Consider the following 21,738-nt stretch of genomic DNA (forward strand, 5'->3'; position numbering starts at 1 on the left):
GGCTACTACCGTGGGGCCCATGGCCTACAACGTGGACAAGACCGACGAGCAGTGGCGCGAGGAGCTCACCCCCGAGGAGTACGCCGTGCTGCGCAAGGCCGGCACGGAGCGCGCCTTCGTCGGCACCTACACCGACACCGAGACGAAGGGCGTCTACTCGTGCAAGGCCTGCCAGGCCGAGCTCTTCGAGTCCGACACCAAGTTCCACTCCGGGTGCGGGTGGCCGAGCTTCTACCAGCCGATGACCGACACGATCGAGTACATCGAGGACGTGAGCCACGGGATGAAGCGCGTCGAGGTGCGCTGCGCGAAGTGCGGCTCGCACCTCGGCCACGTCTTCCCCGACGGCCACGGCACGCCGACCGGCGACCGCTACTGCATCAACTCGATCAGCCTGACCCTCGCACCGGCCGACGACGCCTGAGTCGTCGGGAGGACCGGGTCACTCGACGTCGACGAGGGCCGGGTTGACCAGGACGACGGACTCGCCGTACTCCTCGTCGGCCCAGGCCTGGATCGAGCCGTCGTCGTAGGTCACGTCGACCATCACGTGGCCGTCGCCGCCATAGGCACCCTGGGCGCCGGGCAGGTCGCCGACCTCGGTCGCGATCTCCTGGAGCTCGGCGTCGGTGTAGGCGGTCGCGGGTGACGGCAGCTCCGTGGGCTCCGGCATCATCGGGTCGTAGAGCGCCCCCGGGATCGCCTCGCTCACGGTGAAGGCGGCGCCGTCCCAGGTGCCGGTCACGGCGAAGGTGCCCCAGCGGATCTGGCCCTGCTGCTCGAACACGCCCTGCTGATCGGCCCAGTCCCAGTTGGGGATCGCGGGGCCGCCGCACTGCGGCGGGTAGGACTCGGCGATCGCGCCGAGGCAGAGCTCGACGGGGCCGGTCCCGGTGTCCATGACGGTCGGCAGGCTGGCGCTGCGCACCTCGCCGGGCGCCGCCGGCACCTCGGTGGGGCGCTCGAGCGACGAAGCGCCGGCGCCGCCGGCACCTGCCGGGTCCTGGACGACGTCGCCGCCCTGGTCGTCACCGCCGCACGAGACGAGCAGCGGAACGGCGAGGAACAGGGCGACGACGGCGGTCTTCATGCTCCTACGACGCGCCCGTCGCCGATCGCGTTCCCGGTCTCGACGCGAGGCGGTGTCGGTCCCATCGATCAGGGCAGCCGCTGGACCAGCTCGGCGACCGGCGTCAGCGCGCCGGTGTAGAACGGGACCTCCTCGCGCACGTGGCGGCGGGCTCCGGAGGCGCGGAGGTCGCGCATCAGGTCGACGATGCGGTGCAGCTCGTCGGCCTCGAAGGCCAGCATCCACTCGTAGTCGCCGAGCGCGAAGCTGGCGACCGTGTTGGCCCGGACGTCGGGGTAGGGACGGGCCTGCATGCCGTGCTCCTTGAGCATGGTGCGGCGCTCGTCGTCCGGCAGGAGGTACCACTCGTAGGACCGGACGAACGGGTAGACGCACACGTGCCGCTTGGGCGCCTCCTCGTCGAGGAACGCCGGCACGTGGCTCTTGTTGAACTCGGCCGGGCGGTGCAGCGCCAGCTGCGACCAGACCGGGTCGAGGCGACGACCGAAGGAGGTGCGACGGAAGCGGTGGTAGGCCTGCTGGAGCGACTCGGAGTCCTCGGCGTGCCACCAGACCATCAGGTCGGCGTCGGCGCGCAGACCCGCCACGTCGTAGACGCCACGGACCACGACGCCGCCCTCGCCGAGCTCGGTGAAGAGCTCCTCGACCTCAGCCCCCTCGGCGTCGCGGTCGGCCGATCCCGGTCCGTCACCCAGCACGTCGGCGAGTCGGAAGACCGACCACATCGTGTAGCGGATGGAGTCGTTGATCTCGCGCACCCGTGCGGCGTTGCTCTGCTGCTCGCTCATGTCTCCATTGTGCCGTCGGGCCCGAGCAGCTCGGCGGCGGCCCGGTGCGCGGAGGCGATGACGGCGGGGATGCCCACGCCGTCGTAGGCCGCGCCGCAGACCGCGAGGCCCGGGACCAGCGCGACGTCGGCCCGGATCCGTGCGACCCGGTCGAGGTGCCCGACGGCGTACTGCGGCAGCCCGCCACCCCACCGCTGGACGTGGGTGTCGACCGGGACGGCACGCAGGCCGGTCGCGGCCTCGAGGTCGACGAGCGACAGCGCGACGAGCTCCTCGTCGCTCGCCTGGAGCGCCACCGCCTCGCGGTGCCGGCCCAACGAGGTGCGCAGGTGGACGAGCCCCGCGGCGGCCCCGGCCTCGCGCACCCAGCCCCACTTGGCGAACGAGAACGTCGAGGCCTTGATCCGGCGGCCGTCGACGGGCGGGACCAGGAAACCGGACGACCCGGTGTCGATCGCCGCGACGCCGGCTGAGGAGAAGGCGAAGGTCACCACGGCCATCGACGCCGACTCGATGCCGGCCAGCTCGGCCGACGCGGTGGGTGCCAGGTCCGCGAGCAGCCGCGCGGTGGGCGCGGCAGGGGTGGCCAGCACGACAGCGTCGGCGCAGACGGTCTCGAGGTCGGGCGTTGGCCCCGTCAGGACCTCGAACCCGGTGGGCGTGCGGGTGAGGCCGCGCACCGTCACCCCGGTGCGTACGACGAGCCCAGCGGCCAGCGCGGCGGGCAGCAGGCCCATGCCGCCGGGGATCCCGGCGAAGACGGGGGTGTCGTAGGTCATCGGGATGGCTGCACCCTGCTCGAGCAGGGAGCCACGCTCGGCGTAGGCGACCAGCTGCGGCACTGACGCGCGGGCGGACAGCTCACGCGCGTGGCCGGCGTAGACGCCGCCGAGCAGCGGCTCGACGAGCCGGTCGACGACCTCGTCGCCGAAGCGGCGGGCGACCAGGTCCCCCACCGAGACATCGCCGTCGACGACCTCGGGCGGGAGCCCGGGCTCGCGTCGCGCGCGCTCGAGGCCCTCGGCGGAGAGGACGCCGGAGGCGGTGAGCTGCTCGAGGTCCAGCGGGACGCCCATGAGCGAGCGGGGCAGGGGGCGCAGGGCGCCCCGGGTCCAGATGCGGGAGGAGGCGACCGTCGGGTGCTCCAGCTCGAGCCCGACGGCCCGGGCGAGCGCCACCCCCTCGGGGCGCCGGTTGAGCATCGCCTCGGCGCCGACGTCGACCATCACGCCGCCGACCTCGTCGCGCAGGAGCTTGCCGCCGACGTGGTCGCTGCCCTCGAGGAGCACGACGTCGTGACCGGCCGTGACGAGGTCGCGGGCAGCGGTCAGCCCGGCGACCCCTCCCCCGACGACGACGACCCGCTTGACCACGTCTTCATCGTCTCACTGGGCGTGGGCGACGTGTCACAGTGCTGCGGATCAGGGCATCACGTATTCGGACGTACTCAACGCCACGTAGCCGCAGGCCGTCAGGCGTGGACGAGGTGGTGGAGAGGCACTTGCGTACGTCCGGCTACGCGAGCGGCACCGGGACGACGCCGCTCGCTGGCGCTCGGCGGGCTCGACCGACGAACAGGGCACACCCGGCCCTCGCGCCGCCGCGGCCGGGTGCACGGTCGCGGCGGCACGAGGTGTTCGTGGGCCCGAGGGGGGCTCAGGCGGAGGCGGCCATGCGGCCGAAGCCGCTGCGGTGGAAGACGAGCGGGCCGGAGGTGTCGGCCTGCGAGACGGCGTGCAGCTCGAGCAGCACGATCGTGTGGTCGCCGGCGGCGACCTCCTCATAGATCGAGCAGTCGAAGGTAGCCAGGCCGTCGTCCAGGCTCAGCGCTCCTGCGTCGGTGACGGTCACCTCGAGACCCTCGAAGCGCTCGTCGACGGGACCGGCGAGCTGACGGCAGACCTCGCCGTGGTGGTCGGCCAGGATCGTGACGCCGAGGTGTCCGGCGCGACGCAGGTCGGGCCACGTCTTCGAGGTGTTGGCGATGGAGAACGACACCAGCGGCGGGTCCAGGCTCACCGAGGTGAAGGAGCTTGCGGCCAGGCCGACCCGGCGTCCGTCGACCTGGGCGGCCACGGCGACGACACCGCTCGGGAAGATCCCGAAGGCCTCGCGCAGGGCCTGCGGGTCGAGGTCCTGGTTGGTCGAGAGCGTGGTCACGATCATGCGTGGACTCCTGTCGTGAGGCGGGCGGTGAGCAGGGCCGAGACCACGGGGCGGGCGGTGGCCAGCCAGGCGTCGTACGCCGTGGGGTCGGCGTGGGCGCTGTCGAGGACGTAGAGCCCCCGGACCGGCACGGTCGCGCCGATCTCGCTCAGGACGGTGCCGTGCTGCGGCGCGAAGCGGGCGAGGAAGAGCTTGAGCAGCCCGGAGTAGGTGGCCTTGTAGGTCGGGGTGGCGACCACGACCAGGTCAGCCGCAGCCACCTGGGACACCAGGTCGTCGACGTCCGGGTCGGCCCAGTCGAGCAGCCCGGGACCGGTCGTGGCGAGGTCGACGACGAGGTCGGGCTCGTGGCCGGACAGCTCGGTGGCGACATAGGCCGCTGCCTTGAGGGTGCGCGAGGCCGGCTGGGGGTTGCCGACGACGACGGCAACGCGCGACGCGCCGGTCACGACGCGGCCTCGGAGGAGCCGAACGGCACCGACGCGCGGCCCGTGACCGGGGCAGGGTGCTCCCACAGACCGCGGCGGGCCAGCTCGGGCAGGACGCCCTCGCCGAAGCGGTAGGACTCCTCGAGGTGCGGGTAGCCCGAGAGGACGAACTCCTCGATGCCGACCGCGACATATTGCTCGACCAGGTCGGCGATCTCGTCGTGACTGCCGACCAGTGCGGTGCCCGCACCGCCACGCACCAGGCCGACGCCGGCCCAGAGGTTGGGGTGGATCTCGAGTCCGTCCTTGGAGCCGGCGTTGAGCTCGAGCATCCGGCGCTGGCCCTCGGACTCGCTGCGCCTGAGGCCGGCCTGGACCTTGGCGATCTCGGACTCGTCGATGCCGGCGAGCAGGCGGTCGGCCTCGGCCCACGCCTCCTCGGCGGTGTCGCGGGCGATGGTGTGGAGGCGGATGCCGAAGCACACCTCTCGACCCTCATCAGCAGCCAGCTTGCGGATCCACTCCACCTTCTCCGCCACGGCCGTGGGCGGCTCGCCCCAGGTGAGGTAGACGTCGGCGTGCTTGGCCGCGACCCTCCCGGCCGCTGGCGAGGAGCCACCGAAGTAGATCTCGGGCAGCGGGTCGGGGATCTGCGCGAGCACGGCCTCGTCGAGGCGCAGGTGCTCGCCAGCAAAGGACACGCTCTCCCCCGTCCAGAGCCGACGCACGATCGTCAGGAACTCGTCGCAGCGGGCGTAGCGGGCCTCCTTGTCGAGGTAGTCGCCGTACATCCGCTGCTCGTGGCTCTCGCCGCCGGTGACGACGTTGAGCAGGAGCCGGCCCCCGGTGAGGTTCTGGAAGGTGCCGGCCATCTGCGCTGCCAGGAACGGCGAGGTGAGGCCGGGCCGGAAGGCGACGAGGAACTTCAGCCGGTCCGAGACGCTGCTGAGCATCGCCGTGGAGAGCCAGGCGTCCTCGCACCAGGCGCCGGTGGGCGTCAGGGCGGCCTCGAAGCCGAGCTGCTCCGCGCTGCGCGCGACCTGGCCGAGGTAGGGCACGGATGCGGCACGGCCGGACGCGCCGGCCTCCACGCCGTGACCGCCGCCGACGACCTGGCGGCCGTCGCCGCCGTTGGTGGGGAGGAACCAGTGGAACTTCAGGTGGGACATGACGTCCTTCCAGGTGGGTGTAGATGAGGTGGATGAGGCGTCAGCCGACGCGGGAGAGCTCTGCGGCCTCAAGCTCACGGACGATCGGGAGGACCTCGCGGCCGAAGTAGACGACGTCCTCCTGGGCGTGCAGGAAGCCGAGCAGCATCATGTCGACGCCGCGGCGCTTGAAGTCCAGGATCCGGTGGGCCACCTGCTCGGGCGTGCCGATCAGTCCGGTGCGGAAGCCGTCGTTGTACTGGACCAGGTCCTTGAACTCCGAGTCCTGCCACATGCCCTTCTTGTCTCCCGTCGACTGCCCGGCCTGCTTGACCGCGGAGCCGAAGCCCTCGACGGCCTCGACGTCGGCCTTCGCGATGATCTCGTCGAGCACGGCATGCGCCTCGGCCTCGGTGTCGCGGGCGATCATGAAGCCGTTGACGCCGAACTTCACGGAGCCGGCAGGGCGTCCGTGGACCTGGGCCGCGTCGGTGACGTCCTGGACCTGCTCGGCGATGCCCTTGGGCGTGTTGCCGTTGCAGAGGTACCAGTCGGTCACGCGGCCACCCAGGCCGCGCGCGTCGCTGGAGTTGCCCCCCATGAAGATCTCGGGGTGGGCCCGGCCGGGCACGTCGAGCGGCTTGGGCTTGAGGTCGAAGTCGTGGAGGCGGTAGAAGTCGCCGGAGAGCTCGGCGTGGTCGCTGGTCCAGATCTCGCGGACGTAGCCGATGAACTCCTCCGAGCGGCGGTAGCGCTCGCCGTGCTCGAGCCACGGCTCGCCGAGCCGGGTGAACTCGTCCTTGAACCAGCCGCTCACCACGTTGATCGCCGCACGCCCGCCGGAGATCTGGTCGGCGGTCGCGATGAACTTCGCGAGCACGCCGGGCTGCCACAGCCCGGGGTGCACCGCGGCGATGACCTTGAGTCGCTCGGTAGCGAGCAGCAGCGCGAGGCTGAAGCTGGTCGACTCGTGCTGGTGGGCCGCGCCGTAGGACGCCATGTAGCGCACCTGGGAGAGGGCGTAGTCGAAGCCGTTGCCCTCGGCCAGCCGGGCGAGCTCGACGTTGTAGTCGTAGCCCCAGTCGGTGCGTTGCTCGATCTTGCTGACCACCAGGCCACCGCTGACGTTGGGCACCCAGTAGGCGAACGTGATGGGTTCGTTCCGTGCTGTCATGGGATCCACTTCCGTCGCAGGTCATTCTTGCTTATGTATATTAGATTGATCGACATTGGGCTCAGATGCAGGGCGGGGCGGCCCACCAGGCGTCAGGTCCGGACGGCGGCGTGATCGGCCACGCCTAGCGCGTGGTCGTCCCGATGGCCCAGGCGTAGGGCGGCGGGGTGCCGTTGGTGAGGTGGTCACCGACCACCCGCGCCTTGAGGATGCGCGGGTTGTGGCTGGCGACCGTGCGGGCGTTGCGCCAGTGGCGGTCCAGGCCGGCAGTGCGCGAGGTCGCCGAGGCCCCCAGCGTGTCGAAGAGGTCGCTCGTCGCGCGCAGCACCAGGTCGGTGACGACGACCTGCGCGGTCGACGACTCCACCTCGACGACCTCGTTGAGCCGCCGCGTGACCGAGGCGTCCTCGTGGACCGAGTCGGCTACCGCCTGCAGCGCACCGGCCACGCGCAGGGTCGTCGCCTCAGCGGCGTAGACCGCGGCCGCGATCTCCCCGATCCGGGCCAGCACCTGCGGGTCGTCGCGCACCCGGGAGGCGTTGGCGTGGGAGTAGTTGCGCTCGCGGCGTCGTACGGCGTCGACGGTGTCGTCGAGCGCCGCCCGGGCGATGCCGGCCAGTGTCGCCAGCAGGTTGAGCTGGTAGAGCGCGGTCTGGTGGGGGAAGCGCTCCTCGAAGGGCAGCACGTGCGCGTCCGGAACGGCGACGTCCTCGAAGGTCGTCGTGCCACTACCCGTGCCCTTCTGGCCGAAGCCGTCCCAGTCGTCGACCACGGTGACGCCCTCGGCGCGCGTGTCGACGATGGCGATCGCGAAGCGGTCGGGCTGGTCGCCGAACTGGCCGTCGGCACGCACCCGCGCGTAGACGTCGGCCCACTCCGCGTAGATGCTGCCGGTCGTGTAGAACTTCGTGCCGCTGATGCGCCAGCCGCTCTCGGCGCGCTCCCCGGCGCGGGTGAGCACCGTGCGCTGGGTCTCGATCGCGGTGGAGCCAACCTCCGACCAGGCGTTGCCGGCGATCTCGCCGGCGACGAACCGGTCGAACCACGCCTGCTGATCACGCCCCACGGCGTGCTGCCAGAGCCGGTCCTCGGCCAGCGCGAAGTGGCCGCGGAAGGCCTGGGTGAGGTTGGCGTCCGCAGCCGCCACGTCGATCCACAGCTGCGTCAGCTCGGGCCAGGGCAGCCCGCGACCGCCGTACTGCTCGGGGACCCGGAGGGCGCCGAAGCCCTCCTGCTTGAGCCAGCGCACCGGTTCGAACGGCAGCTCGCCGTCGAGCTCGCGCTGCAGCGTGCCGGAGCGGATCTTCTCGAGCAGGGGGCTGTATTGCTCACGGAGGTCGTCGAGGGTCATGCCGCCGCTCCTCACGTGTACCAGGTCGGCTCGGGCAGCTCGCCGAGCAGCGCGTAGCGCCCCACCTCGGCGCGCTTGTGCGCGATCGGGTCGTGGAGGCTGTGGGTGCGGATGTTGCGCCAGGAGATGTCCAGCCCGACCGAGCTCGCCGTCGCGCGGGCGCCCGTGACGTCGAAGACGCGGGTGCCGATCTCCAGCCCGACGCCGATGGCGACCTGCTTGGCGGCCGCGATCACGACAGCGGCCTCGCCCCGCTCCTGCCCGGTCACGGTGTCGGCGTGCTCGTTGATGCCCTCGATCAGCTCGGCGCCGCGCTCGGCGAGCGCCTCTGCCGCCCAGAGCTTGGAGCGCAGGTCACCGTAGGCCTCGAGGACGTAGAACTCCTCGCTGCCGCGCTGCTTGAGGTCGGGCGTGTAGGGCCAGGCTCGGGTCTTGTCGCGGGTGTAGGTGGCCGCGGTCGCCAGCGCGCCCTCGGCGATGCCGAGGTAGAGGTTGGCGAAGATCAGCTGGATCAGCGGGACGTTGAGGGTGTTGTAGACACGCGGCACGAACACGCGGTCGAAGACGTGCTTCTCGGTCCCCTCGATGACGCCCTCCAGCACGGTGACGTCAGAGACCCGCCCGCCGGTCGAGAACGACTTGCGGCCGGTGAAGACGAGCTCCCCGCCTTCTTCGCGGATGCTGAGGTCGTCGTCGCGGGGGTTGACGGCGCCGCCGAAGAACCAGGTGCCCTCGGTCGCCTGCTGCTCGACGCTCTCGACCTGCTCCGACGTCCCGACGAGGCGCGCCGCCCAGGCCCACAGGTAGTGGTAGCCCAGCAGCTGCCCGATCGAGCCGTCGCCGGCCGAGACGGCACGCACGACACGGAGGGCCGTGGTCCAGTCCTGGCCGGCGTCCTTGAGCAGCTGCACCTCGGCGTACGGCGTCTGGTTGGCGCGGTCGCGCTCGACCCAGGCCTCGGGCGAGCGGGGATTGCTGCCCCAGGTGGTGAGCACCTCGGACGGGGTGGCGTAGACGGTCATGGGGTCTCCAGGGTTCTCAGGGACACGATGGGCTTAATCTCGCATATCTTGACTGACTTTATAGAGAATGGCACACCCCACAACCGATCACCAGGACCGGCCGCCACCGGCACCGTCCGGCGCGAGCCTCCCGGGCGGAACCCACCCACTGCGGGGCTCGTCGTACCCACATGTTCCGTCGCCTCCTCGCCTCCGCCGCCGTGCTCACCGTGCTCACCGTCGGCGCCGCCGGCTGCTCCTCGGGAGCGGACTCGACCTCGTCCTCCGATGTCGCAGCGTCGGCCCCGGACCCGGCGATCGAGGCACCTGCGATGCCGCCTGAGGAGGGGAGGGACCTCCTCGACAGCGGGTCGACGGCACTCGCCTTCAGCGAGTCGGCCGGCGGTGCCGCGGAGGCCACCGCCGCGGCCGCCGACTCGACGGTGCGGTCGCTGATCTCCACCGGCAACGTGCAGCTGCGCTCCGATGACGTCGGGGAGGCGCGCTTCGAGGTGCAGAAGGTCGTCGACGAGCTGCGCGGCGAGATCGCCCAGGAGGAGACCGCGACCGACGACGAGGGCGACGTGAAGCGCTCGCGGCTCGTGCTCCGCATCCCCTCGGCGCGGTTCGCCGACGCGATGACGGCGCTCGAGGAGACCGCCACGCTGATGACGTCGAGCTCCGCCGTCGACGACGTGACGACGAAGGTGATCGACACGCAGGTGCGGCTGCGGGTGCAGCGCGCCAGCATCCGGCGCATCGCGCTGCTGCTCGACCGGGCCCAGAGCATCCGCGACATCGTCAACATCGAGGGCCAGCTCTCCCGCCGCCAGGCCGCGCTCGGCTCGCTGGAGCGGACCGCCGCCTACCTCGCCGACCAGACGTCGATGGCCACGATCACCGTGTCCCTGGAGCAAACCAAGGACGAGCCCGCGAAGAAGAAGCCCGAGCCGGAGGAGACCGGCTTCCTCGCCGGCCTGGACGCCGGGTGGTCCGCCTTCACCGGCGCCGCTGTGGGGCTCGCGACCGCCGCGGGCGCGGTCCTGCCCTTCGCTGTGGTGCTGACCCTGCTCGGAGTGGCGACCTGGCCGCTGCGCCGCCGGATCAGAGCGGGTAGGACTGCACGTACTCCGTCAGCCGCTTGAGCTGGTCGGGGTCGGTCGACGGGATGACCCCGTGGCCGAGGTTGAAGATGTGGCCACGTGCCGCACGACCGGCCTCGATGACCTCGGCGGCGCGGGCGAGCATCAGCTCGGGCGGCGCGAAAACGAGGGTCGGGTCGAGGTTGCCCTGGACGCTGCGGTCTCCCACGAGGGGCACCGCGGAGGCCAGCGGCGTGCGCCAGTCGACGCCGACCACGTCGGCCCCGGCCTCGCCCATCAGCCCGAGCAGGTTGCTCGTGCCGACGCCGAAGTGGATGCGCGGGACGCCGAGCCCTCCGGCATGGGCGAGCACGCGGCTCGAGTGGGGCATGACGAGCGCCTCGTAGTCGGCCGGGGTCAGCGCGCCCGCCCACGAGTCGAAGAGCTGCACGGCCGAGGCGCCGGCGGCGACCTGGACCTCGAGGTAGGCGGCCGCGATCTGTGCGATCTTGCGCATCAGCGCGTCCCAGACGTCGGGAGCGCCGAACATCATCGCCTTGGTCTTGGCGTGCTCCTTGGAGGGCCCGCCCTCGACGAGGTACGACGCCACGGTGAACGGCGCCCCTGCGAAGCCGATCAGCGGGGTCGCTCCGAGCTCGGCGACGACGCCCCGGACGGCCTGGGTGATGAACGGGACGTGCTCGGGCGTCAGGTCGGGGATCGCCGCCACGTCCTCGAGCGTGCGCACCGGCGAGGCCACGACCGGCCCCACGCCCGCGACGATGTCGAGGTCGACGCCGACCGCCTTGAGCGGCAGGACGATGTCGGAGAAGAGGATCGCCGCGTCCACGCCGTAACGACGCACGGGCTGCAGCGTGATCTCCGTGACCAGGTCGGGGTCCATGCACGACTCGAGCATCCCCACGCCCTCGCGGATCCTGAGGTACTCCGGCAGCGAGCGTCCCGCCTGGCGCATGAACCAGACCGGCGTGTGCGGCACCGGCTCACCGCGCGCGGCCTTCAGGAGGGCACTGTCGGCGAGTCCGGGGTGGCTGGTGGGCGCGAGCATGGGACAAGCCTCCCAGGTCACCCCCGGCGTGTTCGCAGATGGGTTCGAGTCCCGCGGTCCTACTGTGATCCCATGGTCGTCCGTCAAGAGTCGCGCACCGGGTCCGGTGTGCAGACGAGCCCCCCGGAGTTCCGGGCGGCCGTGGCGACGATGCGCGCAGCCACGTTGCGCCCGGAGATCTTCTGCGAGGAGATGCCCGCTCCGCAGCGGATCGCCCCTCACGCCGCGGCCCTGTCGGCCGACGTCACCGTCGACGGGGTCGACGTGGGCACCGGGCGGATCATCCTGCTCCACGACCCGGCCGGCAACGACGCCTGGGACGGCACGTTCCGCTGCGTCGCCTACGCCCGCGCGGAGATCGAGCTCGACATGATCACCGACCCGTTGCTCGCCGACGTGGGCTGGTCCTGGTTGACCGAGGCGCTCAGCGCCCACGGTGCCGCCTACACCGCCGCCTCAGGCACCGTGACCCGGGTCGCGACCGAGAGCTTCGGCGGGATGGCCGACGAGGCCGGCACCGCCCAGCTGGAGATCCGCGCCTCCTGGACACCTCTCACCGACGAAGCCTCCCCCCTCGACGTCGGTCCGCACGTCGAGGCCTGGGGCGAGCTGCTCTGCACCGCCGTGGGCCTGCCGCCCGTGCCCGCCGGCGTGACGGTCATGCCCGGCCGTCGGGGCCAGCGGGGCGCGGGCCACTGATGAGCGACGAGCCCCAGCAACCCGACCAGCAACCCGACCCGACGTCCCACGAGAAGCCCGAGCCGGTCGAGCCCGTCGAGCCCGAGGTCCGCGCCGAGCTGCTCACCCTGCGTGACGGCCTCTCCGCCGTCATCGAGACCGAGGAGGCCCTGCGGGCCTACTGCGACGCGCTCGTCGCCGGCACCGGCCCCGTGGCGATCGACGCCGAGCGCGCCTCCGGCTACCGCTACTCCAACCGCGCCTACCTGATCCAGCTGCGTCGCGAGGGTGCCGGCACGTCGCTGATCGACCCGATCGCCTTCGAGTCGCTGGCGCCCCTCCAGGAGGCCCTCGAGGGCACCGAGTGGATCCTGCACGCCGCCACCCAGGACCTGCCGTGCCTCAACGAGATCGGCCTCTATCCCACCACGCTCTTCGACACCGAGCTCGCCGGCCGGCTGCTGGGCTATCCCCGGGTCGGCCTCGCCACGCTCGTCGAGACGCTGCTCGAGCGCCGGATGAAGAAGGAGCACTCCGCCGTCGACTGGTCGACGCGACCGCTCCCGCAGGCCTGGCTCGAATATGCAGCGCTCGACGTCGAGGTGCTCGTGGAGCTCCGCGACCTGCTCGCCGCCGAGCTGGTCGAGACCGGCAAGGACGACTGGGCGCGCCAGGAGTTCGACTACCTGAAGACCTTCGAGCTGCCCGCCCGCGTCGACGCGTGGCGTCGGGTGTCGGGACTCCACCGGGTGCGCGGGCGCAAGGCCCTGGGGGCCGTCCGGGCCCTGTGGGAGCTGCGCGACTCGCTCGCCGAGCAGCGCGACGTGACCCCCGGACGGATCCTGCCGGACTCGGCCATCGTGGCGGCGGCGCAGGCGATGCCGCTGGACCGAGAGGCGCTGCTGTCCACCAAGGGCTTCCACGGTCGGGGTGCCGAGCGCTACTCCAGCCGCTGGGTCGCTGCCCTCCGCGAGGTCGACGAGATGAGCGAGGACGAGCTCCCGACGCGGGCACCGCGTGGAGACGGCCCGCCCCTGCCGCGGGCCTGGGCCGAGAAGGACCCGGTCGCTGCCCGGCGCCTGACGCTCGCGCGCGAGGCGATGACCGCGCTCGCCGAGGAGCGCAACCTGCCCGTGGAGAACGTCCTCACCCCCGACTTCCTGCGCCGCACGCTGTGGTCACCGCCCTCGACCCGCCACGGCGACGAGCTGATCGACGCTGTCGTCTCCCAGCTCGCGAGCCACGGCGCGCGCGGGTGGCAGATCGCGCTGGCGGCTCCCGTGATCGTGACCGCGATCCTTCAGGCCGACGCGGACACGACGGCCGCCCTGGACGCTGCGGCCGCCGCGTCCGCCGAGACACCCCCCGAGACACCCCCCGAGACACCCCCCGACAGCGCCGGCCTCAGCGCGGATCCTCCAGCGCCGTCCTGAGCCGCTCGGCCAGCACTGCCACGGCCGCGCGCAGCTCCGGACCACCCTCGACGCGGTAGGGGAACGGCACCCGCGCCAGCCACTCCTGGGCATACATCTCCGGGTTGCTCGTCGTGCCCACGAGCACGCAGCCCTCGCCCAGGGACTCGAGGCGGCCCATCGTGGGGTGGACCCAGGGCGCGACCCGGGCCAGGGGAGCGTCGAGGACCACGCGGGTCTCGTGCTCCCACCCGCTCGACAGGGCCTCCTCCAGGGCCGCGACGGGGTCGAGCCCCGCGGGCGGCTCGAAGCGCTGCGTGGTCTCGCGGACCGCGCCGATCCGGTCGACGCGGTAGGTCCGGGCGGCGTCGGCGTGGTGGGAGTGGCACAGCAGGTACCACCGGCCAAGGCGCACCACGACCGCCCACGGGTCCACCTCGGAGTCCCAGGTCCGGCCGGAGCCGCTGCGGTAGGACACGACGACCCGGTGATGGGACGCGACCGCGGCGACCAGCGCGCTCGTGGTGGCCGGGTCGGGCCGGGTGGAGTGCTGCCGCGGGACCGCGGCTGCGTGCTCACGGAGCACCGCAGCCTGCCGGCCCACGCTGTCGGGCAGCGCCCGCACCACCTTGCCGAGCGCCCTGCCGACCAGGTCCTCGGCGTCGGTCGCGGCGGGCTGGCCGTCGAGCACCGCCATCACCAGCCCCAGCGCCTCCTCCTGGGTGAACATCACGGCCGGCAGCCTGGCACCGCGGCCGAGCCGGTAGCCGCCGTAGGGGCCGCGGGTGGCCTCCACCGGGATCCCGGCCTCGCGCAGGATCACGACGTAGCGTCGCGCGGCCCGCTCGGTGACCCCGAGTCGCTCCCCGAGATCGGCCGCGCTCACGCCGGGACGGTCCTGGAGGATCTCCAACGCGCGCAGCGCCCGCGCCGTGGGACTCGACTGGGAGGACATTTCTCGACCTTAGGCCACGAACCGGACGCAGATCGTCCGGAACCGGCCCTAGCGTGAGCGGCAGCCCCGAAGAAGGAGAACTGACATGGACATCGTGCTCGTCGCCGGCCTGTGGCTCGACGGATCTGCCTGGGACGCCGTCGTCCCGGAGCTCGAGGCGCTCGGCCACCGCGCCGTCCCGATCACCTTGCCGGGACAGGGCGACGGCGCCGCGGCGACGCTGGATGACCAGGTGGCAGCCGTGGTCGCCGCGATCGACGCCGCCACCGGGCCGGCGCTCGTCGTGGGTCACTCCGCGGCGTGCACCCTCGCCTGGCTGGCCGCCGACGCGCGACCCGACACGGTGGCCAAGGTCGCGCTGATCGGCGGCTTCCCCTCGACGGAGGGCACGGCGTACGCCGCGTTCTTCCCGGCGCAGGACGGCGTGATGGCGTTCCCGGGGTGGGGGCCCTTCGAGGGGCCGGACTCCGACGACCTCGACCAGACCACGAAGGACCGCATCGCGGCTGCGGCCATCCCCGTGCCCGAAGCGGTCGCCACCGGGCTCGTCCGCTACACCTCGCAGCGACGCTTCGACGTGCCGCTCGTGCTGGTGTGCCCGGAGTTCAGCCCCGAGCAGGCCCGCGAGTGGATCGCCGGCGGCGACACCCCGGAGCTGTCGACGGCGCGAAGTCTCGAGCTCGTCGACCTCGACTCCGGGCACTGGCCGATGTTCAGCCAGCCGAAGGCGCTGGCGGCCCTGCTGGACGAGGCCGCCGGCAGCTGAGCTGCTAGTCGGCGTCCTGCGAAGCAGACTCGCTGGCACTCTCACCGGGGCTGGCCAGCTCCGGGTCGAGCACCGCGCGCGACTGCTCGTCGATCTGGGTCGTGAGGGCCTCGAGGTCGGGCACGGTGACGCTCAGCATCAGCCGCAGGCTCCCGGCCACGGCGGCCTGGAGCGCGGTGTAGTCGTTGATCAGCGGCGGCACGACCATGTCGCGGATGCTGGCGCTGAAGACACCGGCGTGCTCGGGCTGGAGGGCCGGCTGGAGGAAGTCCTCGGACACGGCGACGGGCAGGCTCGCCGGGGCGAGGTAGCCGGCGCGCGCCACCCGGGCGACGGGCTCGGCGGACACCGCGTGCACCAGGAAGTCTGCCGCCTTGGCGATGTTGGGCGCCTCGCTGGAGACGCACAACCCGGTGATGTCGCCGATGGTCGCAGCGCTGTCGAGCGTGGGCATCGGCATCACGTCGAAGCTCAGGCCGTCGATCTCGCGCAGGTCGGGGGTGAGGGAGCGGAAGCCAGCGATCATGCCGAGCTTGCCCCGCTCGAACCACTCCATCGGCGAGGCCTCCTCGAGCTGCTCGTCGCTCAGTGTCACCGACGCGTCACGCAGGAGCTCGAGGGTGCGGCTCAGGGCCTCCTGGGAGCTGTCCTCGGAGAGCGCGAGCGAGGTGGGCTCGTTGTCGTCGTCGAAGAGGTCGCCGCCACCGGAGTAGACGAACGGCGCGAGGCCGCGCAGCGTCGGGTCGATGTAGACACCGGTGCTGCCACGGCGCGGTCGCGTGGCGAACTCGGCGGCCGCGGTGAACTGCTCGAAGGTCCACCCCTCGCGCACCTCGTCCTCGGGAGTCTCCTCGTCGTCCTCGGGTGCCGGGAGGTCGCGGGCGAGCATCCGGTCGAAGTCGATGAGGTCGGTGTTGTAGTAGATGACCATCGGCGAGATGCCGTAGGGCATGCACTGCAGCTCGTTGTCCGCGGAGAACGCGAGGAGGGCGTCGCGGGCATAGTCGTCGGTGTAGTTGACGCCGCGCTCGTCGAGCAGCTCGAGCAGCGGCTGGTTGAGCCCCTCCTCCTGCACCATCGCGAGGTCACCGCGCGAGACCAGGTAGAGGTCGGGGACCTCGCCGTCCCGCATCGAGGCGACGAACGCGTCGTGCGTCGGCCAGGACTGCAGCTCGATCTCGCTGGTCACGCTGTCGGTGTTGTAGTCGTCGACCATCGCGCGGTAGGCCGCGACCTCCGCGTCGGCACCCCAGACCCCGAAGGTCAGGTCGGTCGGCCTGGCCGGCGGCGACGTCTGGGTCGGCGGGGCGGGCGAGGGGTCCTGCTGGTCGGCGTCGCAACCAGCCACGCCGAGGCTCAGCGCCAGGACGCCGGCGAGCGCGACGGCAGCCGCACGAGGTCGTCGTACGTCGCGGAGTCCTCGCCTCAAGCCGTGTCCCTGCCTCATCCGTGGGTGCTGCCGTCTGGTCGCGCGGGCGTCACATTACCTGTGGGGCGTCAGCGTCAGGCTGTGGAGTGGAATCGGCGGGCCGCCGCGACGACGGCGTCGAACGCGGCGCGGTCCAGCGCAGCGCCCTCACGTCGTACGGCGTCGTGCTCGAGCACGATGAGGCGGTCCAGCCGGACCTCGCTCGGGCGGCCCTGCCGGTCCCAGCCCCCGGCGCCCACGTCCATCCAGTGGCGCCCGTGACGGGTCTCGTCGGCGGCGTCGCGGTCGTGGTCCTTGCTGGTCAGCATCAGGCCGAGCCACCGCTCGTGGCCGCCGGCCCGGCGACGCCCGATGATCAGCACCGGCCGGTCCTTGCCCTGGCGAGGGTCGTCCTCGTAGGGCACCCACGCCCACACGACCTCGCCCGGGTCGGCCTTGCCGTCACGCCTCGGCGCGTAGCCGATCTCGTCGGGCAGGCGACCGGAGCGACGACGGCGGACGCGGCCCAGGAGCTGGCGAGTCATCTGGCGGGGAGACCTCATGGCACGAGGTTAGGGCGCAACACCGCGCCGTCTCGGCAGGGGAGCTGGTGAGCACGCCGGACCGGGAGCACCTCTCGGCGCATGGCCGCTCGTAGCGGCTTATTGTGGGACCCGGGGCTACCGCAGTCCGGCGCACTCAAGCACCAGTCTAGGGGGTCAAGCCAGCCCGCGGGCGAGCTCGACGTGACCGGCGGCCTCGAGCTGCTCGGCCAGCGCGAGCATCCGCGTGACGTCCGTCTCGCCGCCCAGGACGGCGCGGCCGGTGGCGACGACGCGGGCGAAGGCGGCGGCCCGGAAGAGCACGTCGGCGAAGTCACCCGAGGCGATGCCGCGCAGGACCTGGTCGACCATGGCGCGCAGCTCGGCCGGGCCGGGCGGGTCGGCCACGCCGGCCACGACTCGCGCGACCTGGGCCCGGGCGCGGCCGGCCTCGAACTCGCGGGCCACCCCGACCGCGTCGGCATAGACCCACGAGCGGAGCAGGTAGAGCCGCCACAGGCAGCCGGCGAGGGAATCGGCCGGAGAGTGCGACCACACCTCGGCGATCGACTCGATGCCCTCGGTGTCGGCGAGGTGCATCAGCCGGTCAGCAACCGCCTTGTCGTCGCTCTCCCGCGCCCCGCGCACCAGCAGCGCCGCGGCCCGGTCCCCGGCCTCGGTCACGAGCGCAGGGTCGGCACCGCCGACGAACTCGTCGAAGAATCCGCTGCTGCGCTGCATCGGCCGGTGGTGGGGCCGGGGATGGGGCTGGTCGGTCATCCGGTCAGGCTACGGCGGATGCGTTGGTCGCTCACCGGGTAGGCCGTGCCGAGCTGCTGGGCCCAGAGCGAGACGCGATACTCCTCGAGCATCCACCGCACCTGGCGCAGCGCCTCACCCGGCGGCCGGTCCTCGGGCAGCGCAGCCAGCCGGTGCAGGTAGGCCGCCTGGAGCTCGGCGACCCGGTCCATCAGCTGGCGGTCCTTGTTGACCGCTGCGCCCCCGCCGTCGAGCCGGTCGCGACGTGCCTGGACGGCGGTGAGGTAGCGGTGCAGCTGGCGCAGCTGGGTCACGCCCGCGTCACCGACGAAGCCGCGCGTCACCAGGCGGTCGACCTGCCCCTTCATGTCGGCCAACGCCGGGAGCATCGCCATGTCGGCGCGCCCGCTGAGCCGTTTCTCGGTCGCCCGCCAGGTGTCGAGCACGCGGATGACCTCGGCGACGACCGCCGGCAGCTCTGCGGCCTGCGCGCGACCCGCCTCGCCCAGCAGCACGTCGTACGACGCCTGGTCGCGCGTCGGTGGCCGGGCGTCGACGCAGGCCTGCAGGACCGCGTGGCGGCAGTCCTCGAGCAGCTCGGAGACGTGGGGGTAGGGCGAGCCGGCGAGGCCGAGCTTCTCGAGGTTGGAGAGTCCGTCGAGGACCGGACGGTCGGCGCGGGGCAGGGTGAGCGCGAGCAACCGGGTGACCCCGAGACGGTGCCGTGCATCGCGCTCGTCCTGGGAGCCGAAGACCTTGAGCCCGATGCTGGCGCCCTCGTCGACGAGCCCGGGATAGCCCTGCACGTCATGGCCCGCGCGCACCTGGCGGAAGGACTCCTCGATGGTGCGGAAGACCCACGTCGTCTCGCCGGTGCGGGACAGGCCGCTGTCGGAGGCGACCTCGGCCATCGCCTTCGCGAACTGCGGTCGCAGCGGCGCCTTCAGCGCTTCGAGGTCCTTGCCGCGGGCGTGCTCGCTGCCGTCGTCGCCGACGACGCGGTAGGTCGGGCGCAGGTGCTCGGCGAGCTTGTCCCAGTCCCACGACTCCCGGGGCACGAACACCCCGGTCGTCGAGCGCAGGTGCCGCTCGAGCGCGTCGAGCAGCGGCTCCTCCCCCGCCGGCACGGCGGCGAGGAAGGCCCGCGCGGTGTTGGGGGCCGGCACGAAGCTGACCCTCAGGTTCTTGGGCAGGCTGCGGATCAGCTCGGTGACGAGCTCCTCGCGCAGGCCCGGCACGTTCCACGAGAAGTCGTCGGCGACGACCCGGTTGAGGGTCGCGACCGGCACGTCGATGGTGAGTCCGTCGTCGGCCGAGCCGGGCTCGAAGTGATAGCTGATCGGGAAGGTGAGGCCCTCGCCGGCCGACCCGTCGCCGGCGCTCCACGTCGAGGGGTAGTCGTCCTCGCGGATCTCCTCGGCCGTGTCGTGGCGCAGCATCGAGGGGTCGAAGGTGAGGAGCTCGGGGTCCAGCCGGCGAGCGTCCTTCCACCACCGGTCGAAGTGGGCGCCACTGACGACCTCGGCCCCGACGCGCGCGTCGTAGAAGTCGAAGAGGGTGTGCTCGTCGACGACGATGTCGCGGCGGCGCGCCCGGTGCTCGAGCTCCTCGGCCTCCTCGAGCAGCGCGCGGTTGCGCGCGAAGAACTTCTGCTGCGTCGACCACTCGCCGTAGACCAGCGCGTGGCGGATGAAGAGCTCGCGACTGAGCTCGCGGTCGACCTTGCCGAAGCTGATCAGGCGGTCGGCGATCAGCGGGACGCCGTACAAGGTGGCGCGCTCGTGGGCCATCACCGACGCGCGCTTCTTGGACCAGTGCGGCTCGGAGTAGGTGCGCTTGACCAGGTCGCCGCCGAGACGCTCGGCCCACTCGGGCTTGATCGCGGCGTTCTGCCGGGCCCAGAGCCGCGAGGTCTCCACGAGCTCGCCGGCCATCACGAAGGCCGGTGGCTGGCGGGCGAGGCCGCTGCCGGGGAAGATGGCGAACTTGGCGCCGCGGGAGCCGAGGTACTCCCGCATCGGGCGGCGACCCTTGCCCGGTCTGCCCGTGGACGGGGCGACCTCCTCGAGCAGGCCGAACTGGCTGAGCAGCCCGGAGAGCAGCGCCTGGTGAATGCCGTCGGCGTCCGGGGTGTCCGCGGGCACCCCGACGTCGATCTTCATCTCCTTGCAGACCTGGCGCAGCTGGGACTCGAAGTCCTGCCACTCCCGCACGCGGAGGTAGTTGAGGAACTCTCGTCTGCACATGCGACGGAAGGCGCTGCTGCCCATCTCCCCCTGCTGCTCCTTGACGTAGCGCCACAGGTTGAGCCAGGTGAGGAAGTCGGAGCCCTCGGCCTTGAAGCGGGCGTGCTGCTGGTCGGCCTGCGCGCGCATCTCGGCGGGTCGCTCACGGGGGTCCTGGAGCGAGAGCGCGGCGGAGATGACGATGACCTCGCGCACGCAGCCGAGGCGCTCCGCCTCGAGGATCATCCGGCCGAGCCGCGGGTCGATGGGCAGGCGGGCGAGGCGGCGGCCGAGCTGGGTGAGGCGTACGCCGCCGCGGGTCTCAGCAGCACCGGTCGTGCCCAGCGCGCCGAGCTCCTCCAGCAGCTGGACCCCGGCGGTGACGTTGCGCCGGTCGGGCGGCTCGACGAACGGGAAGCGACCGACCTCGCCGAGCCCGAGCGAGGCCATCTGGAGGATGACGGACGCGAGGTTGGTGCGCAGGATCTCGGGATCGGTAAACTCCGGACGGCCCTCGAAGTCCTCCTCGGAGTAGAGCCGGATCGCGATGCCGGCCTCGACGCGGCCGCACCGACCGGAGCGCTGGTTGGCCGACGCCTGGCTGATCGCCTCGATCGGCAGCCGCTGCACCTTGGTGCGCGCCGAGTAGCGCGAGATGCGCGCGACGCCCGAGTCGACGACGTAGCGGATGCCGGGCACGGTCAGCGAGGTCTCCGCGACGTTGGTGGCGAGCACGACGCGGCGGCCGGTGTGGGCGGCGAAGACGCGGTGCTGCTCGGCGGCGGAGAGCCGGGAGTAGAGGGGCACGACCTCGAGCGGCCCGTACCTATTTCTCGGGGTCAGGTTGAGGCCCGAGAGGACCTCGGCGGTGTCACGGATCTCGCGCTCGCCGGGCAGGAAGACCAGGATGTCGCCAGGGCCCTCGGCGCTGAGCTCCTTGACGGCCTCGACGATCGCCTCGGTCTGGTCGCGGACCACCACCTCGCCCTCGCTGTCGTGGGAGTCCTCCTCCGAGACCTCCATCAGCGGGCGGTAGCGGACCTCGACGGGATAGGTGCGGCCCGAGACCTCGATGATCGGCGCGGGGGTGCCGTCGGGCGCCGCGAAGTGCTCCGCGAATCGCTGAGGGTCGATGGTCGCGGAGGTGATGATCAGCTTGAGGTCGGGGCGCTGCGGGAGCAGGCGGCGCAGGTAGCCCAGGAGGAAGTCGATGTTGAGGCTGCGCTCGTGGGCCTCGTCGATGATGATCGTGTCGTACTTCATCAGCTGGCGGTCGCGCTGCAGCTCGGCGAGCAGGATGCCGTCGGTCATCAGCTTGACCCGGCTCGCGCGCGACGTCTTGTCGGTGAAGCGCACCTGGTAGCCGACGAGGTCGCCCAGCTCGGTCCCGAGCTCGGAGGCGATCCGCTCGGCCACCGAGCGCGCGGCGATCCGGCGCGGCTGGGTGTGGCCGATCAGCTTGCGCTCGCGCCCCTCCCCGAGCTGTCCGCGGCCGAGCTCCAGACAGATCTTGGGCAGCTGCGTGGTCTTGCCCGAGCCGGTCTCGCCGGCCACGATCACGACCTGGTGGTCACGGATCGCCGCGGCGATGTCCTCGCGGCGCATGCTGACGGGCAGCTCCGCGGGATACGTGATCTGGAGCTGGTCGGTCATGGCTGGGCCCATTCTGCCTTGCCGCTTGCCTAGAACAGGTTCT

At 72.2% G+C, this 21,738-nt stretch carries 20 protein-coding genes; 5 read left to right on the plus strand and 15 right to left on the minus strand.

The window, feature by feature from the left end:
- Positions 1 to 19 precede the first annotated feature (19 nt).
- Positions 20 to 424, plus strand: coding sequence for a peptide-methionine (R)-S-oxide reductase MsrB (gene msrB, locus BM204_RS10195; protein ID WP_091112784.1), 405 nt, complete (start codon positions 20 to 22; stop codon positions 422 to 424).
- Between the two features lie 18 nt (positions 425 to 442).
- Here the strand turns inward: msrB and BM204_RS10200 are convergent, their stop codons facing one another.
- The 9 genes from BM204_RS10200 to BM204_RS10240 form a co-directional block, all read right to left on the minus strand.
- A complete protein-coding gene (locus BM204_RS10200) occupies positions 443 to 1,090 on the minus strand; it encodes a hypothetical protein (RefSeq protein WP_091112786.1) in 648 nt (215 codons plus the stop codon).
- A 68-nt stretch (positions 1,091 to 1,158) separates the two neighbouring features.
- Positions 1,159 to 1,878, minus strand: a complete 720-nt coding sequence (hemQ, locus tag BM204_RS10205; RefSeq protein ID WP_091112788.1) for a hydrogen peroxide-dependent heme synthase — start codon at positions 1,876 to 1,878, stop codon at positions 1,159 to 1,161.
- The gene (gene hemG / locus BM204_RS10210; protein WP_091112790.1) at positions 1,875 to 3,251 is read right to left on the minus strand and encodes a protoporphyrinogen oxidase; all 1,377 of its coding nucleotides are present in this window, start codon (positions 3,249 to 3,251) and stop codon (positions 1,875 to 1,877) included. Before hemG ends, hemQ begins: the two co-directional genes overlap by 4 nt.
- A gap of 283 nt (positions 3,252 to 3,534) precedes the next feature.
- On the minus strand, positions 3,535 to 4,044 hold the full coding sequence (locus BM204_RS10215) for a flavin reductase family protein (RefSeq protein WP_174812999.1): 510 nt from the start codon (positions 4,042 to 4,044) through the stop codon (positions 3,535 to 3,537).
- Positions 4,041 to 4,493: an NAD(P)H-dependent oxidoreductase gene (locus BM204_RS10220; protein ID WP_091112793.1), complete on the minus strand. Its 453-nt coding sequence runs from the start codon at positions 4,491 to 4,493 to the stop codon at positions 4,041 to 4,043. The genes BM204_RS10215 and BM204_RS10220 overlap by 4 nt, the downstream gene beginning before the upstream one ends.
- On the minus strand, positions 4,490 to 5,641 hold the full coding sequence (locus tag BM204_RS10225; protein WP_091112794.1) for an LLM class flavin-dependent oxidoreductase: 1,152 nt from the start codon (positions 5,639 to 5,641) through the stop codon (positions 4,490 to 4,492). Before BM204_RS10225 ends, BM204_RS10220 begins: the two co-directional genes overlap by 4 nt.
- Positions 5,642 to 5,681: 40 nt before the next feature.
- Positions 5,682 to 6,794: a dimethylsulfone monooxygenase SfnG gene (gene sfnG / locus BM204_RS10230; RefSeq protein WP_091112797.1), complete on the minus strand. Its 1,113-nt coding sequence runs from the start codon at positions 6,792 to 6,794 to the stop codon at positions 5,682 to 5,684.
- A gap of 124 nt (positions 6,795 to 6,918) precedes the next feature.
- On the minus strand, positions 6,919 to 8,145 hold the full coding sequence (locus BM204_RS10235; protein ID WP_091112799.1) for an acyl-CoA dehydrogenase family protein: 1,227 nt from the start codon (positions 8,143 to 8,145) through the stop codon (positions 6,919 to 6,921).
- 11 nt (positions 8,146 to 8,156) lie between these two features.
- Positions 8,157 to 9,167, minus strand: a complete 1,011-nt coding sequence (locus BM204_RS10240; RefSeq protein WP_091112801.1) for an acyl-CoA dehydrogenase family protein — start codon at positions 9,165 to 9,167, stop codon at positions 8,157 to 8,159.
- A 170-nt stretch (positions 9,168 to 9,337) separates the two neighbouring features.
- On the opposite strand from BM204_RS10240, the gene BM204_RS10245 reads away from it, so the two are divergent.
- Positions 9,338 to 10,291, plus strand: coding sequence for a DUF4349 domain-containing protein (locus BM204_RS10245; RefSeq protein WP_091112804.1), 954 nt, complete (start codon positions 9,338 to 9,340; stop codon positions 10,289 to 10,291).
- On the opposite strand, the gene hemE is transcribed toward BM204_RS10245, so the two are convergent.
- Complete coding sequence (gene hemE, locus BM204_RS10250; protein ID WP_091112806.1) at positions 10,251 to 11,297, minus strand: uroporphyrinogen decarboxylase; 1,047 nt, start codon at positions 11,295 to 11,297, stop codon at positions 10,251 to 10,253. The genes BM204_RS10245 and hemE overlap by 41 nt on opposite strands.
- A gap of 72 nt (positions 11,298 to 11,369) precedes the next feature.
- Here hemE and BM204_RS10255 point away from each other — a divergent pair, with 72 nt between their 5' ends.
- Positions 11,370 to 11,996 carry a DUF3000 domain-containing protein gene (locus BM204_RS10255; RefSeq protein WP_091112809.1) on the plus strand — a complete coding sequence of 209 codons (627 nt, stop codon included), beginning with the start codon at positions 11,370 to 11,372 and terminating at the stop codon, positions 11,994 to 11,996.
- Complete coding sequence (locus BM204_RS10260; RefSeq protein WP_091112811.1) at positions 11,996 to 13,408, plus strand: ribonuclease D; 1,413 nt, start codon at positions 11,996 to 11,998, stop codon at positions 13,406 to 13,408. Before BM204_RS10255 ends, BM204_RS10260 begins: the two co-directional genes overlap by 1 nt.
- Here the strand turns inward: BM204_RS10260 and BM204_RS10265 are convergent.
- A complete protein-coding gene (locus BM204_RS10265; RefSeq protein WP_091112813.1) occupies positions 13,380 to 14,342 on the minus strand; it encodes a helix-turn-helix transcriptional regulator in 963 nt (320 codons plus the stop codon). The genes BM204_RS10260 and BM204_RS10265 overlap by 29 nt on opposite strands.
- Before the next feature lie 85 nt (positions 14,343 to 14,427).
- Here BM204_RS10265 and BM204_RS10270 point away from each other — a divergent pair, with 85 nt between their 5' ends.
- Complete coding sequence (locus BM204_RS10270) at positions 14,428 to 15,108, plus strand: alpha/beta fold hydrolase (protein ID WP_091112815.1); 681 nt, start codon at positions 14,428 to 14,430, stop codon at positions 15,106 to 15,108.
- Between the two features lie 4 nt (positions 15,109 to 15,112).
- Here the strand turns inward: BM204_RS10270 and BM204_RS10275 are convergent, their stop codons facing one another.
- The 4 genes from BM204_RS10275 to hrpA all read right to left on the minus strand — a co-directional run bounded on the left by BM204_RS10275 (position 15,113) and on the right by hrpA (position 21,695).
- Positions 15,113 to 16,537, minus strand: coding sequence for an ABC transporter substrate-binding protein (locus tag BM204_RS10275; protein WP_143099713.1), 1,425 nt, complete (start codon positions 16,535 to 16,537; stop codon positions 15,113 to 15,115).
- Between the two features lie 74 nt (positions 16,538 to 16,611).
- Positions 16,612 to 17,079, minus strand: coding sequence for a type II toxin-antitoxin system PemK/MazF family toxin (locus BM204_RS10280; RefSeq protein WP_091112818.1), 468 nt, complete (start codon positions 17,077 to 17,079; stop codon positions 16,612 to 16,614).
- Between the two features lie 156 nt (positions 17,080 to 17,235).
- Positions 17,236 to 17,838 (minus strand): hypothetical protein, encoded by a 603-nt coding sequence (locus BM204_RS10285; RefSeq protein WP_091112820.1) that lies wholly within the window; start codon positions 17,836 to 17,838, stop codon positions 17,236 to 17,238.
- Positions 17,835 to 21,695 (minus strand): ATP-dependent RNA helicase HrpA, encoded by a 3,861-nt coding sequence (gene hrpA / locus BM204_RS10290; RefSeq protein ID WP_091112821.1) that lies wholly within the window; start codon positions 21,693 to 21,695, stop codon positions 17,835 to 17,837. Before hrpA ends, BM204_RS10285 begins: the two co-directional genes overlap by 4 nt.
- Between the last annotated feature and the right edge of the window lie 43 nt (positions 21,696 to 21,738).

The sequence above is a fragment of the Nocardioides psychrotolerans genome, from assembly GCF_900113685.1.
Lineage (GTDB): Bacteria > Actinomycetota > Actinomycetes > Propionibacteriales > Nocardioidaceae > Nocardioides > Nocardioides psychrotolerans.